A 14793-nucleotide genomic window follows, 5' to 3' on the forward strand; every position below is an offset into this window, starting at 1 on the left:
CTCAGAGCGGCTTCGGGCGGCCGTTGCGCGACTGGCGCTGGCCCGGCGGCCGGGCGCCGACCAGGCCGCCCGAGCGCTCCCGGGGCTGCAGCCAGTCGCTGAAGTCGGCCCCCGTCACCCGTTGCAGCAGCTCGACGTCGTCGGCGAAGTACGGGATCAGGGCCCGGCGCTGCTCCCAGGTGAGCGGGCGGCGCGGGTCGCCGTGGCGCTGGAGCAGGTGCTCCAGACGGTGGTGCAGCGCCCGCTCCAGCCCGTGGGGCAGGACGCGCGCCACCCGCGCCGTCGCCGACAGCAGGCGCCGCCGCCCGCCCTCCTCGGGGTGGGCCGTCACGTTCTCCCGGGGTACCTCGGTGAGCAGGCCCCGCTCGACCCCGAGGAACCCGCAGATGCGGTCCAGCGTGTCGGCGGGCCGGTCCACGAGGTCGCGGTAACGGAAGACGAGGACCTGGTCGCGAGGGAAGAGGGTGTACAGGTGCGAGAGCTGCTCGCCGTAGCGGCCGAGCCCGACGTAGTGCCAGAAGTGCGCCCATCCGGCGGCGATGCGGCGGCCCTCGTCGGCGCAGGCCCGCACCACGTCGCCGATCGGTTCGAGCCCGGCCGACCACAGGTGGGTCCAGTTGGAGTGGGCCCGCTCGACCGGGTCGCGCAGGACGGCGATCAGCTTCGCGTGCGGGACGAGGGCGTGGATGCGCCGCTGCGCGTCCAGGTCGTACAGGTAGAACGGGGTGGCCTCGCCGAGCAGGGCGCCCGGCGGCGCGCCGGCGAAGAGGGCCTCGTAGTCCTGCCTGCGCCACACGTGCTCCCGGTAGGTGGGCGCGTCGCCGGGGCCGCCACGAGTGGGAGGCGGCCCGTCGGTGAGGAAGAACTTGGGCTCCTTCACGTGGGACAGGTGGAGCCGGGGGTGTCGCTGGAGCGCGGCGTGCAGGGCCGTCGTGCCGGCCTTGGGGGCGCCGATCACCAGGAAGTGGGGCAGCGGCATCGTCCTCGTCCTTCCTTCCCTCCAGTACCAAGCAATCCTTATTTTCCTACCAAATGTGTGGGATAATCTAGTCATGAGTCTGGACAGGACCCGATCGCCGAGCGCCCGCGCGGAATCCCCGCTCACCGCCGCGATCCTGGCCGGCCGGTGGATCAGGTCGGCGGCGGTCGACGACGAGCACGGGCGCCGCTGGCGCGCGAACCCCGATCCTCGCGGGCGGCCGGCGGCCACCCCCGAGGAGCCGTGGTCGCTCTACTCGGGCGGCGCGGGCATCGTGCTGTTCTTCTTGGAACTTGCCGCCGCCACCGGTCACGAGGCGTACCTCGACGACGCCCGGGCCGGAGCCCGGCGCCTCGCCGCCACCTGGCGCGACCAGGGCGACCTGTCTCTCTACCATGGCCTGACCGGCGTCATGATCGCACTCATGGAGGCCGGATGGGCGCTCGGCGAGGCCCGGTTCGAGGCGGAGGCTAGGGCCATCGCCGACCTGATCGTCAGCCGGGGGCGCACCGCCGACGGCGAGGCGGGCTGGTCGCCCGACCCGGCGCAGCGCGGAGACGGCGGCATCGTGCTCGGCCTGCTGCGCGCCGCCGCCCACCTGGGCGTGCCGGCCTACGAGGAGTTCGCCGTCGAGGCGGGCCTGCGCATCGCCCGGCTGCCCGTGCCCGGCCACCGCTTCGGCGACTGCGCCGACCTGCCCGTCGACGCCGTCACGCCGGGCTTCCTCGCCGGTACGGCCGGCACGGCGTTCCTGCTGGCCCGCCTGTACGGGGTCAGCGGCGACGAGCGCTTCCTGCGGGCCGCCCGCAGCGGCGCCGACTTCGTGCGCGAGGTCAGCATCGTGAGCGGCGACCGCGCGGTCGTGCCGCACCACGTGCCGCACGCCCGGGGGCTGCACTACCTGGGCTTCTGCTCCGGCTCGGCCGGGGTGGCGCGCATGTTCCACGAGCTGCACCAGGTGGCCGGCGACCCGCGCGACCTCGAATGGGTGGAGCGCCTGGCGCGCGGCATCACGAGCAGCGGCGTGCCGTACCGGCAGAGCGAGGGCTACTGGAACGTGGCCTGCCAGTGCTGCGGGGCCGCCGGGCTGATCGAGCTGTTCGTGGGCCTCTGGGCGGCGACCGGGCGCGTGGCGCACCTCGACTTCGCCCGCACGCTGGCCGGCAACCTCATCGGCCGCGCCACCGACCACGACGGCCACGGCTACCGGTGGTACCAGGCGTACCGGCGGCTGCGGCCGGAGGAGGTCAGCGCCGACACGGGCTACATGGTGGGGGCCGCCGGCATCGGCGCGGCGCTGCTGCACCTGGACGCCGCCGGGCAGGCCGCCCGGGCGCGCCGGGTGATCCTGCTGCCCGACAACCCGTTCCCCGCGATCCCGCTGCCCGCGACCGCGCTGACGCCGCCCGGCGAAGGCGGCTGACCGGCCGCCTCGCCGCCTCCCGGCGACCTGATCCGGGTTACCCTTTCCTGCTTCCCTCGCGCGCCGGGCGACCGGCCCGCCCCTCCTGGAGGAGTCCCCCCGTGACCAGCGCCAGACCGGCCCCCGCCCAGGGCTCCGACGAGCCGGAGGAGTTTCCCGGCGACGTCCACTGGTACGACCTGCCCGACGACGACGCCGAACCCGACGAGGGCCCCGGCCGGCCCGCGTGGTGGGCCTGATCCGGCCGCACGCCTCTCGCTGATCCGGCCGCCGGCCCGGCGAGGCTCTGACGCGGGGATGTCTCAGCATGCGGGCGTCCGTATTGTCTATAAAATAGGTAGGTTAATATGGTTTCTACGCCACGCAGGCTTCCCTGTTCCATGAAGGGCATCCCCATGTCATCGTCCGCACCCCGTCCCGTCCTCGCGTCCCTCGCCGTCGCCGCCGCCACCTGCCTGCTCAGCGCCTGTGGCGGCGGCGGGACGGCTCCGGCCGCCGGCGCGGCGGCCGCCGGCAAGCCGGTGTACGGAGGGACGCTGACCTACCTCGAACACCAGGCGCCCACGTGCCTCTACCTGCCGGCCGCCGGCTTCTATCCGAACGGCGGCGTCCTCAACCAGCTCACCGACAAGCTGACCTGGCAGAACCCCGAGACGCTGAAGATCGAGCCGTGGATCGCCACCTCCTGGGAGGTGAACAAGGACGCCACGCAGTACACCTTCCACCTGCGCGACGGCGTCACCTTCAGCGACGGCACGCCCCTCGACGCCGACGCGGTCGCCGCCAACTTCGACGTGTACGGCAAGGGCGACCCCAAGCTGAAGCTGCCCGTCGCCGAGTTCGTCAACAACTACGAGCGCAGCGAGGTCATCGACAGGAACACGGTGCGCTTCCACTTCGACAAGCCCTCGCCCGGCTTCCTCCAGGGCACCTCCGTCATCGGCGCCGGCCTGGTGTCGAAGAAGACGATCTCCCTGCCGTACGAGGAGCAGTGCCAGCTCAAGAACGTCGTCGGCTCCGGGCCGTTCACGGTCGCGAAGCAGGTCGTGGACAAGGAGATCGACCTGGTCGCCCGCAAGGACTACGACTGGGCGCCGAAGTCCAGCGAGCACCAGGGCCGCGCGTACCTCGACCAGATCAAGATCATCGTCACGCCCGAGGACAACGTCCGCGTCGGCGCGCTCACCTCCGGCCAGGCCGACTACGTCCGCTACGTGCAGGCCTACGACGAGCAGACCGTCAAGGACGCCGGGTTCACCATCTACGCCGAGCCCACCCGGGGCGTCAACAACGGCCTCTATCTGCGTCCGGCCAACAGCATCCTCAAGGACGTCAAGGTCCGCCGGGCGCTGCAGAAGGGCACGAACGCCAAGGAGGTCGTCGACACCCTGTTCACCCCGAGCTACCCGGTCGCCACGTCGGTGCTCAGCCACCTCGCGCAGGGCTACGTCGACCTGTCCAAGGAGCTCGCCTACGACCCCGAGGCCGCCGCGAAGCTGCTCGACGAGGCCGGCTGGGTGAAGGGCGCCGACGGCGTCCGCGAGAAGGACGGCGCCGAGCTCCGGCTCGGCGTCTTCGTCTCCGGCCCCCAGCCGCTGTCGAAGCAGACCCTCGAACTGGTCGGCCAGCAGTGGGCCAAGCTCGGCGTCAAGCTGGAGATCCGGCCCGCCGACGCCGGCACCCAGGCCGTGGACATCAAGAACGCCGAGAAGACCGCCATCGCCCACTCCATGGTCGGCCGCGCCGACCAGGACGTCATCAAGAGCCACTTCCACACGAAGAACCGCGACGTCATCCTGTCGAACGACGCCAAGCTGGACCGGCTGCTGGAGGAGGAGTCGGCCCTGCCCGACGAGGCCGCGCGCAACGCCAAGGTCGCCGAGATCCAGCGCTACGTGGTGGACCAGGCGTACGCGATCCCGCTGTTCGAGGAGCCGCAGGTGTACGGCGTGGCCCCGAACGTCCACGGCGTCGCCTTCGAGGCGGTGGCCCGGCCCAGCTTCTACTCGGTCTGGAAGTCATGAGCGGATCCGCCAGGTACCTCCTGTCGCGGGCGGGGCAGGCGGTGCTCGTCCTGTGGGCCGCCTTCACCGCCGGATACGTCCTGCTCCAGCTCCTGCCCGGCGACGCGATCCTCATCAAGTTCCAGAACCCCGAGCTGGGCCTGTCGCCCGAGCAGATCGCCGAGATCCGCTCCTACTACGGCACCGACGGCCCCGGCGCCTACCTGCACACGCTGCTCGGCTTCCTGCGGGGCGACTTCGGCTACTCCATCGACACGGGCACCCCCGTGGCCGAGCGGCTGGCCGAGGGGCTCCCGGCCACCGCGAAGCTGGCGGGGACGGCGTTCGCGCTGGCCGTCCTGATCGCCGTGGCCGTCGCGTTCGCCTCCTGCCACACCCGGCTGAGCCGGCTCCGGGGGGCGCTGCAGGCCGTGCCGTCGCTGTTCGTCTCGGTGCCGGCCTTCTGGCTCGGCATCGTGCTCATCCAGGTGTTCTCGTTCCGGCTGCGGCTGGTGCCGGTGATCGGCGGCAGCGAGGTCCAGCAGCTCCTGCTGCCGGTGCTGACGCTGGCCGTGCCGATCTCCGCGCCCATCGCGCAGATCCTCGCGCGCAGCCTCGACCAGGTGCGGGCGCAGCCGTTCGTGCCCGTCGTCGCCGCCAAGGGGGCCTCGCCGGGATGGATCCTGTGGCGGCACGTGGCGCGCAACGCCCTGCCGCCGACCCTGACCGTGGCCGGGCTGACGTTCGGCGAGCTCATCGCCGGGTCGGTGGTGACCGAGACGGTCTTCGGCCGCAACGGCGTCGGCCGGCTCACCGAGCAGGCGGTCAACGCCCAGGACACGCCGGTGCTGCTGGCCGTCGTCGTGCTCGCCGCGACCGTGTTCGTGCTGGTCAACCTGGTCGTGGACCTGCTGTACCCGGTGCTCGACCCCAGGCTGAGGAGGGCCGTCGCGTGAGGCCCGGCCTGATCCTGTCGTGGGCGCTGATCACGCTCGTCGCCCTGTGGGCGCTCGTGCCCGGCGTTTTCACCGGGTACGACCCCATCGCGGGCACTCCGGCGGAGAAGCTGCGCGCCCCCGGCCCCGGCCACCTGTTCGGCACCGACGCCGTGGGCCGCGACCTGTTCGCCCGGGTGGTCCACGGAGCCGTCCACTCGCTGTCGGGGGCGTTCGTCGCCGTCGCGGTCGGCCTGCTGCTCGGCACCCTGCTCGGGCTGGTCGCGGGCTCGGTGCGCGGGGCGCTGGACGAGATCGTCATGCGCGTCGTGGACGTGCTGCTGTCGGTGCCCGGGCTGCTCCTCGCGCTCACGGTCATCATCCTGCTCGGCCCCGGCACGGTGAACGTGGCCGTCGCCGTCGGCGTGGGATCCGTCGCCTCGTTCGCCCGGCTGGCCCGTTCGGAGGTGGTCCGGGTCCGGCGCACCGACTACGTGGAGGCGGCGTTCGGCAGCGGTGGGCGGTTCGCGGCGGTGCTGTGGCGGCACGTGCTGCCCAACTCGCTCGTCCCGGTCGTCGCGCTGGCCGCCCTGCAGTTCGGCGTCGCCATCCTGGCCATCTCCACGCTCGGGTTCCTCGGGTACGGCGCCGAGCCGCCCACGCCGGAATGGGGGCTGCTCATCTCCGAGGGGCGCAACTACCTGGCCACGGCATGGTGGCTGACCACGCTGCCGGGAACGGTGGTGGTGGCGGTCGTGCTCGCCGCCAGCCGGATCAGCCGGTCCATCGGGAGGGAGGACGGATGAGCCTGCTGGAGGTACGCGACCTGACCGTCTCGTACACGAGGCGAGGACGCTGGGGCGGAGTCCACGCCCGCCCGGCGGTCCACGGGGTGTCGTTCGCCGTGGAGCCCGGTGAGGTGGTCGCCGTCGTCGGGGAGTCCGGCTCGGGCAAGACCACCACGGCCCAGGCCGTCATCGGCCTGCTCCCGCCGAACGGACGCCTGGACGGCGGGCAGATCCTGCTCGGCGGCACCGACATCGCCGGCTGGTCGCAGCGCCGGCTCCAGACGGTCCGGGGCGCCCAGATCGGCCTGGTCCCGCAGGACCCCGCCAACTCCCTGAACCCGGTCAAGCCCGTCGGCGTCCAGATCGGCGAGGCGCTGCGCCTCCACCGGCGCGGCGACCGGCGCACGATCGCTCACCGGGTCGTCGAGCTGCTGGAACGGGTCGGGCTGCCCGATCCCGAGGTACGGGCCCGGCAGTACCCGCACGAGCTGTCCGGCGGCATGCGCCAGCGCGTGCTGATCGCGATCGCCGTCGCGCTCGAACCCCGGCTCATCATCGCCGACGAGCCCACCAGCGCCCTGGACGTGACCGTGCAGCGGCGCATCCTGGACCTCATCGACGACCTGCGCGCCGAGTCGGGCACGGCGGTCCTGCTCGTCACCCACGACCTGGGCGTGGCGATGGACCGCTCCGACCGGCTGGTCGTGATGAAGGACGGCCGCATCGAGGAGCGGGGCGCCACCCGGGCCGTGCTCGGCGCGCCCCAGGCCGCGTACACGGCCCGGCTGCTGCGCGACGCACCGGCGCTGCGGGCACCGGAGTTCCTGTCCGTCGGGACCGCCAGGACCACCGCCGGGGCCACCGCCGGGACCGCTGCCGAGGAGGCGTCGCGCGAACCGGCCGTCGTCGTGCGCGACCTGGTCAAGGAGTACCGCGCCGGCGGGCGGCCGTTCCGCGCCGTGGACGGGGTCTCGTTCGAGGTGCCGCGCGGCACGACCCACGCGCTCGTCGGCGAGTCCGGGTCGGGCAAGACCACCACGGCCCGCATGGTCATGCGGCTCGCCGAGCCCACGTCCGGGTCGGTCGCCATCGGCGGCGTCGAGACGGCCGGGGTGCGCGGCGCGCGGCTGCGGGCCCTGCGCCGGGACGTCCAGCTCGTCTACCAGAACCCGTACGGCTCGCTCGACCCCCGGCAGAGCGTCGCCGACATCGTCGAGGAGCCGCTGCGCAACTTCGGGCTCGGCGACCGGGCGGGCCGTCGCGAGCGCGTGCGCGACCTGCTCGACCGGGTCGCGCTGCCCGCCGCCGTGCTCGGCCGCAGACCCCGCGAGCTGTCCGGCGGGCAGCGGCAGCGCGTCGCCATCGCCCGCGCGCTGGCCCCCGGCCCCAAGGTCGTGGTGCTCGACGAGGCGGTCTCCGCCCTCGACGTCAGCGTGCAGGCGCAGATCCTCGACCTGCTCGGGGAGCTGCAACGCGACCTCGGGCTCACGTACCTGTTCATCTCGCACGACCTGGCGGTGGTGCGGCAGGTCTCGCACACCGTCTCCGTCATGAGCAAAGGACGCATCGTGGAAACCGGAACGACCCGGCGGCTCTTCGAGAACCCCGGCCACGCCTACACCCGGGCGCTGCTCGCCGCGGTGCCGGGCACAGCCCACCAGCTCGCCGGCCAGGAGGTGGGCCGATGACCGGCCGCCGCCTCGGGTTCTTCACCCGGCTCCTCGACGACGCCCCGCCCGCCGAGCGCTACCGCCTGGCCGCCGAGCAGATCGCGCACGCCGAACGCCACGGCTTCGACACCGCCTGGGTCGCCCAGCACCACTTCAGCCGGACCGAGGGCGGCCTGCCCGCCCCGCTCGTCTTCCTCGCCCACGTGGCGGCCCGGACCAGCCGCATCCGCCTGGGCACCGGCATCATCACGCTGCCCCTGGAGCACCCGGTACGGGTGGCCGAGGACACCGCCGTGCTCGACCAGCTCTCCGGCGGGCGGCTGGAGGTCGGCGTGGGGAGCGGCGGCACGCCGTCGTCGTTCGCCGCGTTCGGCCGCGACAGCTCCGAGCGCGCCGCCCTGTACGCCGAGCACCTCGCGGTGCTGGTCAACGCCTGGTCGGGCGGCGACCTCGGCGGCGGCAACCGCCTCTACCCGGCCGCGCCCCGGCTGCTCGACGCCGTCTGGGAGGCCACGTTCTCGGTCGGCGGCGGCGAGCGCGCCGGGCGGGCCGGCAACGGGCTCATGCTGTCGCGCACCCAGCCGCGCCCCAAGGACGCGCCCGACCTGACGCTGGCCGAGATCCAGCGGCCCATCGTGGACGCCTACCACGAGCACCTGCCGGCCGGGGCGACGCCCAGGATCGTGGCCTCGCGCACGGCGTTCGTGGCCGACACGCGCGAGGAGGCGCTGCGGTACGCGGAGGCCGGCCTGGCGCGGGCCGTGCGGCACTTCGAGCTCGGCGGCTTCCCGGTGCCGGCGGACGGCGGCGTCGAGCGGCTGATCGCCGCGTTCGACGTCCACGTGGGCACGCCCGACGACGTGATCGCGAGCCTGCGCGCCGACCCCACGCTCGACCGGGTCACCGACCTGGTCTTCCAGGTCCATTCCGTCGATCCGCCGCACCAGCGGATCCTGCGCTCGATCGAGCTGCTCGCGACCGAGGTGGCCCCCGCGCTCGGCTGGGCGCCCCAGCCCTCCACCACATCCCCGACCGAACTGAGCAGGACATGAGCACCGACATCATCGACCGGCTGGCGGGCATCGAGCCGGGCTCGCCGCTCGACGGGCTCCGGCGCCGCCGCCCGGACGCCCGCGAGCACGCCCAGCGCGGCTACCTCGCCCTCTTCCCCCAGGACACCGGCGGCGGCACGGGGGAGGTGAGCCTGGTGGAGCGGTACGCGGTGGCGGCGTTCGTCGCCGGGCTGCACCGCGACCCCGCGTCCGCGCGCCACTACGACGACCTGCTGTCCGCCCACGACCCGGACCTGGCGGCGGCGGTGTCGGCCGAGGTGGAGGCCGCCACCGCCACAGGACCGTACGGGATCTACCCGGAGGGCCCGCTGGCCGCAGAGAGCGTCCCCGGCCCCGTCCATCGCGTGGGCGACCGCGCCGCGCTCGGCGAGCGGCTCGCCGCCGCGCTGGAGCACGCGCACCTGCTCGTCTTCCGGCCCCGCGAGGCGGACCCGCAGGCGCTGCGGGCGCTGGCCCGCGCGGGCTGGAGCACGACCGGCGTCGTCACGCTCTCCCAGCTCGTGTCGTTCCTGACGTTCCAGATCCGCGTCGTCGCCGGGCTGCGCCTGCTCCGTACCACCCAGAAGGGACCTCGTCCTTGACCGCCGCACCACTCGCCTTCACCACGGACCGGCTCGGCTGGGAACCGTGGGTGGAGCCGCTCGCCGAGGCCGAGCTCACCGAAGCCCACCGTGAGGCGCTGGTCGACCGCGCCCGCGCCGCCTCGCCGTACTTCCGGCTGCTCGCCCGCGACCCCGGCATCCTGCACGCGCGCACCAAGACCGACCTCGACATCTTCCACAACGCCGACGGCGGCCTGCCGCGCGCCGAGCGCGAGCTGGCGGCCACCGCCACCTCCCGCCACAACGGCTGCGTGTTCTGCGCCTCCGTGCACGCCCGCTTCGCCGAGCACTACGGCAGGCGGCCGGACGACGTCCGGCGGCTGCTGGACGAGGGGGTCGGCGCGCGGCAAGATCAGTTGTGGCGGGCGATCGTGGACGCGTCCGTGGCGCTCGCGGCCACACCGCCGGCGCTGACCGGCGACCATCTCGAAGCCCTCCGCGCCGCCGGCCTGGACGACCTCGCGATCAGCGACGCGCTGCACGCGGCGGCGTTCTTCAACTGGGCCAACCGGCTCATGCTCTCGCTGGGCGAGCCGACCGCACCCGAAGCCTCCGTGAAGGAATGAGAAGAAGATGACCCACCTTGCACTGGACCACCTGGTCTACGCCGTGCCCGACCTGCTCGCCGGGGTCGAGGAGTTCGCCGAACGCACGGGCGTGCGGCCCGTCCCCGGCGGCAGCCATCCCGGCGGCACGGCCAACTACCTCGTCGGGTTCGGCCCCGGTGCGTACCTGGAGATCATCGGACCCGACCCGGAGGCCGGCCCCGACGCGCGGCCCCGGGCGTTCGGCCTGGAGACGCTCACCGTGCCGAGGCTGGCCGCCTGGGCGGTGCGGGCGAGCGACCTGGAGACGCGGGTGCGGCGGGCGCGGGAGCGCGGCTACGACCTCGGGGAGGTGGCGCCGCTGTCGCGGGTGCGGCCGGACGGCGTGCGTCTCGAATGGGTGCTCACCCGCCGGGACGACCCGGCGGAGGTGCGCCTGGTGCCGTTCCTCATCGACTGGGGCCAGGCGCCTCACCCGGCGGCCTCCGGCCTGCCGCAGCTCGGCCTGGCGTCGTTCGCCGCGTCCCATCCCGATCCGGAGTCCGTACGGAAGGACCTGGCGGCGGTGGACGCCGAGCTGGAGGTGGCCGAGGGGCCCGAGCCGGCGCTGCGCGCCCACCTCGACACCCCGCGCGGCCCCGTCACCCTCTCCTAGTCAGAAAGCCGACCATGACCACTCTGCGCGAATACCTGTCCCACAAGCGCGAGGCGCTGCTCGCCCGGCGCGCCGCCCCGTCGAGCGGACCCGTGCCGCTGCACGCCCACGTCACCGCCGAGGGCCGCAGCGGCGTGCGCCGCATCAGGATCAGGGACTTCCAGATCATCAGCGACAGCGGCCCCGACCTCGCGGGCTACGGCCTCGGCCCCGGCTCGCCCGAGCTGCAGGCGGGGGTGCTCGGGAGCTGCGTCACCCACATCTTCCTCATCAAGGCGGCGGAGCTGGAGATCCCGCTCGACTCGCTCGACGTGGACGTCCAGGCCCAGTACGACCCGCGCGCCCAGGCCCCGGACAGCCCGGAGGCCGAAGGCGTGCCCGTCCACCCGTACGACTTCCGCTACGAGGTGCGGCTGTCCTCGCCCGCGTCCGACGAGGACCTGGCGCGGCTGCACGCCGAGGTGGAGCGGGTCTGCCCCATCGTCAACCTGATCAGGAACCCCGTGGCGATCAGCGGCACCCTCACCCGTGTGGAGGGCGCCGCCGCCTGACCGGGCGCGGCCGGGAGGTGTGGGCGCGCATCCCGATGTCACCGTGGTGGCACCCGGCGTGACCGGGAGGCGAGAGTCGCGGGAGAATGGGCATGCCGGCATCGTCGTCCGCGCTTCGTCGTCGTGAGGGTTCCCGTGATGTCACCGCCCCCCGGAGAGTCCCCGCCCGGAGAGCCTCCGCCCGAAGAGTCGCCGTTGATCCGGTTGCTGCTGGTCGAGGACCACGACATGGTGGCGGAGGCGCTCGGACTGGCCCTGGACCGCGCCCACGGCGTGGAGGTCGTGGCGCGCTCGGGGTCCATCGAGACGGCGGTGGCCGACGCGGAGCGTCTCCAGCCGGACGTGGTGCTGCTGGACCGGCGGCTGCCGGACGGCGACGGGATCTCCGCGATCGGCCGGCTCACGGCCGCCGCGCCGCGGACGCGGGTGCTGGTGCTGACCGGTGCGGCGTCCTCGGCCTCGGCCACCCGGGTCGCCGAGGCGGGCGGGGCGGGCCTGGTGCTGAAGTCGGCTGCGCTGCACGAGCTGAAGGCGGCGGTCCGGCAGGTTGCCGCCGGCGGGGTGGTGTTCGCGCCGGCGCTGCTGGCCGGGGTGCTCGACCGGCTCACCGGCCGGGTCAGGCCCGTGGGCTCCGAGCTGACCGCGCGGGAGAAGGAGACGCTGCTCCTGCTGGCGGACGGGGCCAGCACGGCGCTGATCAGCGAGCGGCTCGGCGTGGCGCACAACACCGCGCGCAACCACATCCAGCGCGTCCTGGAGAAGCTGGGCGCCGGATCCAAGCTGGAGGCGGTGGCGATCGCCCGCCGTGAGGGCCTGGTCGACTGACGCCATGCCGACTCATGAGACTGATGCACATGCACTAGACGGGATGAAGCCGGTGAGTCTCGTCGCGCGGCCGTCCGCGGGCGAAACTGAGAGGATGGGCACTGAGGGTTCGGTGTACACGGTCGAGCACCACCTGGCGGAGGAGCTCGACAGCATCACGCTGGCCCGTGACCTGACGCGACAGGCGCTGACCGAGAGCGGCTACACGGGGCCGCACGATGACGCGCTTCTCGCCGTCTCCGAACTGGTGACCAACGCGCTCGTCCACGGCACGGGCGCGCCCATCCTCCACCTGGTCGCCGGGCCCGTGCGGGTGCGCATCGAAGTCCGCGACTCCAGCCCCCGCATGCCCGAGCCGCGCGAGCCGGGCCCGCGCAGCGGCTGGGGGCTCAACGTCATCGACCGGCTCTCCAGCCGCTGGGGCTGCCAGCCGTACGACGGCGGCAAGGTCGTCTGGTGCGAGCTGGCCGCGATTCCCACCCTGAGTTGGGCCAACTGACAGCCGGACGTGCGAAGCTGCACTATGTCCGAGCAGAGCCCCCAAGAGATCACCCAGGCCGACCACGAGCTGCTGGTGCAGGGTGTCGTCGACTACGCGATCTTCATGCTGGATCCGCGGGGCCGGGTCGTGAGCTGGAACGGGGGTGCGCAGCGGATCAAGGGCCACCGCACGGAGGACATCATCGGGCGGCATGTCTCGGTGTTCTATCCGCCGGAGGACGTGGCGGCGGGCAAGCCGGCTCGTGAGCTGGAGGTGGCCGCGGCGGAGGGGCGGCTGCAGGAGGAGGGCTGGCGGGTGCGCGCCGACGGCACGCGCTTCTGGGCCGACGTGGTGGTCACGGCGCTGCGTGACGACACGGGGCGGTTGCGGGGCTTCGGCAACGTGACCCGCGACATGAGCGAGCGGCGCATCGCCCACAGCGCCTTGGGGGAGAGCGAGGAGAGCTTCCGGCTGCTGGTGCAGAGCGTCGTCGACTACGCGATCTTCATGCTGGACCCGGAGGGGCGGATCGCGAGCTGGAACGCGGGCGCGCAGCGGATCAAGGGCTACCGCGCGCAGGAGATCATCGGGCGGCATTTCTCGGTGTTCTATCCGCCGGAGGACGTGGCGGCGGGCAAGCCGGCTCGTGAGCTGGAGGTGGCCGCGGCGGAGGGGCGGCTGGAGGACGAGGGCTGGCGGGTGCGCGCCGACGGCACGCGGTTCTGGGCCAATGTGATCATCACCGCGCTGTTCGACGACGGCGGCCGGTTGCGGGGCTTCGGCAAGGTGACCCGCGACATGACCGAGCGGCGCACCGCCGAACGTGCCCTGGACGAGCGGAGCAGGCTGCTGACCCACCTGGTCCACGCCCAGGAGATGGAGCGGCGCCGCATCGCGTGGGACGTCCACGACGACACGATCCAGTCCATGGTGGCCGTCGGGATGCGCCTGCAACTGCTCGCCGACCGGCTGGAGGGGCCGGACGCCTCGGCGGTCCGGCGGCTCAACGAGACCGTGTCCGCGGCGATCCGCCGGCTGCGCGACCTCACCTTCCGGCTCCGGCCGCCCGGCCTCGACCGCGACGGGCTGGTGGAGGGGCTGACCTCCTACCTGGACCAGGTGGTGACCGGCGCGGGGCTGGCGTACGAGCTGCGCCACGAGCTCGACCGGGAGCCGCCCTCCGAGACGGCGATCACGATATTTCGGATATGTCAGGAGGCGCTGACCAATGTCCGCAAGCATGCGCAGGCGAAGGCGGTGAGCGTGTCTTTGTCGTCCAGCGGACACGGTGTTCTGGTGCGGGTGGCCGACGACGGCGTCGGCGTCGGCGACCCGGCCGACGTCCTCGCGACGCCGGACCACTTCGGCCTCATCGAGATGCGCGAGCGCGCCGAGATGGCGGGCGGCTGGTGGAGCATCCGCGGCCGCCCGGGCGAGGGCACGACGGTGGAGTTCTGGGTGCCGGCTCTGGCCGCTGGCGGTGAGGGCGGCCGAGGGTGAACGCACGGCGCGACCAGGACACCCTGAAGGAGCTCCTGACCGTCCTCATCGGCGACGACGAGCCGATGATCCGCGATGTGCTCAGCGAGGTGCTCCAGGCCGAGCCCGGCCTCAGCGTGGTCGCCGTCGCCGGTGACGCCGAGGAGGCCATCGTCCTCGCCGAGCGCCACGCGCCGCGCGTCGCCATCCTCGACGTCCGCATGCCCGGCGGCGGCGGCGCCCACGCGGCCCGCGTGATCCGCGACCGCTGCCCGGGCACCCGCGTCCTGGCGTTCTCGGCCTACGGCGATGCCGGGGCCGTCGAGGAGATGCGGCGCGCCGGCGTCACCGAGTACCTCCTGAAGGGGCTGCCCAACACCGACATCGTGGCCGCCGTGCGCCGCGTCGCGGCGGGCCGCTGAGCCACGGGCGACCCACTATGGGGGATTTTGACGACTGGGGTCCCTTTCGTACCCTGGTATCTGGAGGGGAGTACCCGAAACCGTCAGGGTCGTCAGTACGGCGAGCCCCGAGGCCCGCCCGGTCCTGACGCCGTCCCGCGCGCGCCACGCCGTGGGAGGGCGGGGAGACCTCCGGCCGACGACATCGGACCGGAGGTATCTCGTTGGACGTCCCCTTCTGGGCCTGGCCCGCCGTGCTGGGCGTGATCGCGGTGATGCTCGCGATCGACCTGTTCTCCCATCGGCGCGGGCCCCCCCGCGGCGGGCGCGGGGCCCCGCGCGGGGGCGGGCGGGGGGGAGCCCGCCGCCGGGGCGTCGGCGGC

General features: G+C 73.6%; 16 protein-coding genes. 15 read left to right on the forward strand and 1 reads right to left on the reverse strand.

The window, feature by feature from the left end:
- Position 1: 1 nt before the first annotated feature.
- The gene (locus HT134_RS31875; protein WP_175604154.1) at positions 2-979 is read right to left on the reverse strand and encodes a sulfotransferase family protein; all 978 of its coding nucleotides are present in this window, start codon (positions 977-979) and stop codon (positions 2-4) included.
- Positions 980-1052: 73 nt separating this feature from the next.
- On the opposite strand from HT134_RS31875, the gene HT134_RS31880 reads away from it, so the two are divergent.
- From HT134_RS31880 to HT134_RS31945, 15 genes are all read left to right on the forward strand, one after another.
- Positions 1053-2402, forward strand: a complete 1350-nt coding sequence (locus HT134_RS31880) for a lanthionine synthetase LanC family protein (protein ID WP_175604155.1) — start codon at positions 1053-1055, stop codon at positions 2400-2402.
- Positions 2403-2503: 101 nt separating this feature from the next.
- Complete coding sequence (locus HT134_RS31885) at positions 2504-2641, forward strand: hypothetical protein (protein ID WP_175604156.1); 138 nt, start codon at positions 2504-2506, stop codon at positions 2639-2641.
- A 156-nt stretch (positions 2642-2797) separates the two neighbouring features.
- Complete coding sequence (locus HT134_RS31890; protein ID WP_175604157.1) at positions 2798-4426, forward strand: TIGR04028 family ABC transporter substrate-binding protein; 1629 nt, start codon at positions 2798-2800, stop codon at positions 4424-4426.
- Positions 4423-5361 (forward strand): ABC transporter permease, encoded by a 939-nt coding sequence (locus HT134_RS46175; protein WP_246365911.1) that lies wholly within the window; start codon positions 4423-4425, stop codon positions 5359-5361. The genes HT134_RS31890 and HT134_RS46175 overlap by 4 nt, the downstream gene beginning before the upstream one ends.
- Positions 5358-6146, forward strand: a complete 789-nt coding sequence (locus HT134_RS31895) for an ABC transporter permease (RefSeq protein ID WP_312888594.1) — start codon at positions 5358-5360, stop codon at positions 6144-6146. Before HT134_RS46175 ends, HT134_RS31895 begins: the two co-directional genes overlap by 4 nt.
- Positions 6143-7816: a dipeptide ABC transporter ATP-binding protein gene (locus HT134_RS31900; RefSeq protein ID WP_175604159.1), complete on the forward strand. Its 1674-nt coding sequence runs from the start codon at positions 6143-6145 to the stop codon at positions 7814-7816. The genes HT134_RS31895 and HT134_RS31900 overlap by 4 nt, the downstream gene beginning before the upstream one ends.
- A complete protein-coding gene (locus HT134_RS31905; RefSeq protein ID WP_175604160.1) occupies positions 7813-8850 on the forward strand; it encodes a putative FMN-dependent luciferase-like monooxygenase in 1038 nt (345 codons plus the stop codon). The genes HT134_RS31900 and HT134_RS31905 overlap by 4 nt, the downstream gene beginning before the upstream one ends.
- Entirely contained in the window at positions 8847-9452 is a 606-nt protein-coding gene (locus HT134_RS46180; protein WP_175604161.1) for a CMD domain protein, read from the forward strand. The genes HT134_RS31905 and HT134_RS46180 overlap by 4 nt, the downstream gene beginning before the upstream one ends.
- A complete protein-coding gene (locus HT134_RS46185) occupies positions 9449-10039 on the forward strand; it encodes an alkylhydroperoxidase domain protein (protein ID WP_175604162.1) in 591 nt (196 codons plus the stop codon). Before HT134_RS46180 ends, HT134_RS46185 begins: the two co-directional genes overlap by 4 nt.
- Before the next feature lie 7 nt (positions 10040-10046).
- Complete coding sequence (locus HT134_RS31920; RefSeq protein WP_175604163.1) at positions 10047-10673, forward strand: VOC family protein; 627 nt, start codon at positions 10047-10049, stop codon at positions 10671-10673.
- Between the two features lie 14 nt (positions 10674-10687).
- Complete coding sequence (locus HT134_RS31925; protein ID WP_175604164.1) at positions 10688-11224, forward strand: OsmC family protein; 537 nt, start codon at positions 10688-10690, stop codon at positions 11222-11224.
- Between the two features lie 195 nt (positions 11225-11419).
- The gene (locus HT134_RS31930) at positions 11420-12049 is read left to right on the forward strand and encodes a response regulator transcription factor (RefSeq protein ID WP_246365914.1); all 630 of its coding nucleotides are present in this window, start codon (positions 11420-11422) and stop codon (positions 12047-12049) included.
- Between the two features lie 94 nt (positions 12050-12143).
- Positions 12144-12548, forward strand: a complete 405-nt coding sequence (locus HT134_RS31935; protein ID WP_175604166.1) for an ATP-binding protein — start codon at positions 12144-12146, stop codon at positions 12546-12548.
- A gap of 24 nt (positions 12549-12572) precedes the next feature.
- On the forward strand, positions 12573-14030 hold the full coding sequence (locus HT134_RS31940) for a PAS domain-containing sensor histidine kinase (protein WP_175604167.1): 1458 nt from the start codon (positions 12573-12575) through the stop codon (positions 14028-14030).
- Complete coding sequence (locus HT134_RS31945; RefSeq protein ID WP_217708590.1) at positions 14027-14431, forward strand: response regulator; 405 nt, start codon at positions 14027-14029, stop codon at positions 14429-14431. The genes HT134_RS31940 and HT134_RS31945 overlap by 4 nt, the downstream gene beginning before the upstream one ends.
- The last annotated feature ends 362 nt before the right edge of the window (positions 14432-14793 follow it).

The organism is Nonomuraea rhodomycinica, assembly GCF_013363995.1.
In the GTDB taxonomy this organism is placed as follows: domain Bacteria; phylum Actinomycetota; class Actinomycetes; order Streptosporangiales; family Streptosporangiaceae; genus Nonomuraea; species Nonomuraea rhodomycinica.

Bases quoted from the DNA above. Each gene is read 5' to 3' on its own strand.
- HT134_RS31875 (WP_175604154.1), bottom strand. From the start codon at position 979: ATGCCGCTGCCCCACTTCCTGGTGATCGGCGCCCCCAAGGCCGGCACG.
- HT134_RS31880 (WP_175604155.1), top strand. From the start codon at position 1,053: ATGAGTCTGGACAGGACCCGATCGCCGAGCGCCCGCGCGGAATCCCCG.
- HT134_RS31890 (WP_175604157.1), top strand. From the start codon at position 2,798: ATGTCATCGTCCGCACCCCGTCCCGTCCTCGCGTCCCTCGCCGTCGCC.
- HT134_RS46175 (WP_246365911.1), top strand. From the start codon at position 4,423: ATGAGCGGATCCGCCAGGTACCTCCTGTCGCGGGCGGGGCAGGCGGTG.
- HT134_RS31900 (WP_175604159.1), top strand. From the start codon at position 6,143: ATGAGCCTGCTGGAGGTACGCGACCTGACCGTCTCGTACACGAGGCGA.
- HT134_RS31905 (WP_175604160.1), top strand. From the start codon at position 7,813: ATGACCGGCCGCCGCCTCGGGTTCTTCACCCGGCTCCTCGACGACGCC.
- HT134_RS46180 (WP_175604161.1), top strand. From the start codon at position 8,847: ATGAGCACCGACATCATCGACCGGCTGGCGGGCATCGAGCCGGGCTCG.
- HT134_RS31920 (WP_175604163.1), top strand. From the start codon at position 10,047: ATGACCCACCTTGCACTGGACCACCTGGTCTACGCCGTGCCCGACCTG.
- HT134_RS31925 (WP_175604164.1), top strand. From the start codon at position 10,688: ATGACCACTCTGCGCGAATACCTGTCCCACAAGCGCGAGGCGCTGCTC.
- HT134_RS31935 (WP_175604166.1), top strand. From the start codon at position 12,144: ATGGGCACTGAGGGTTCGGTGTACACGGTCGAGCACCACCTGGCGGAG.
- HT134_RS31940 (WP_175604167.1), top strand. From the start codon at position 12,573: ATGTCCGAGCAGAGCCCCCAAGAGATCACCCAGGCCGACCACGAGCTG.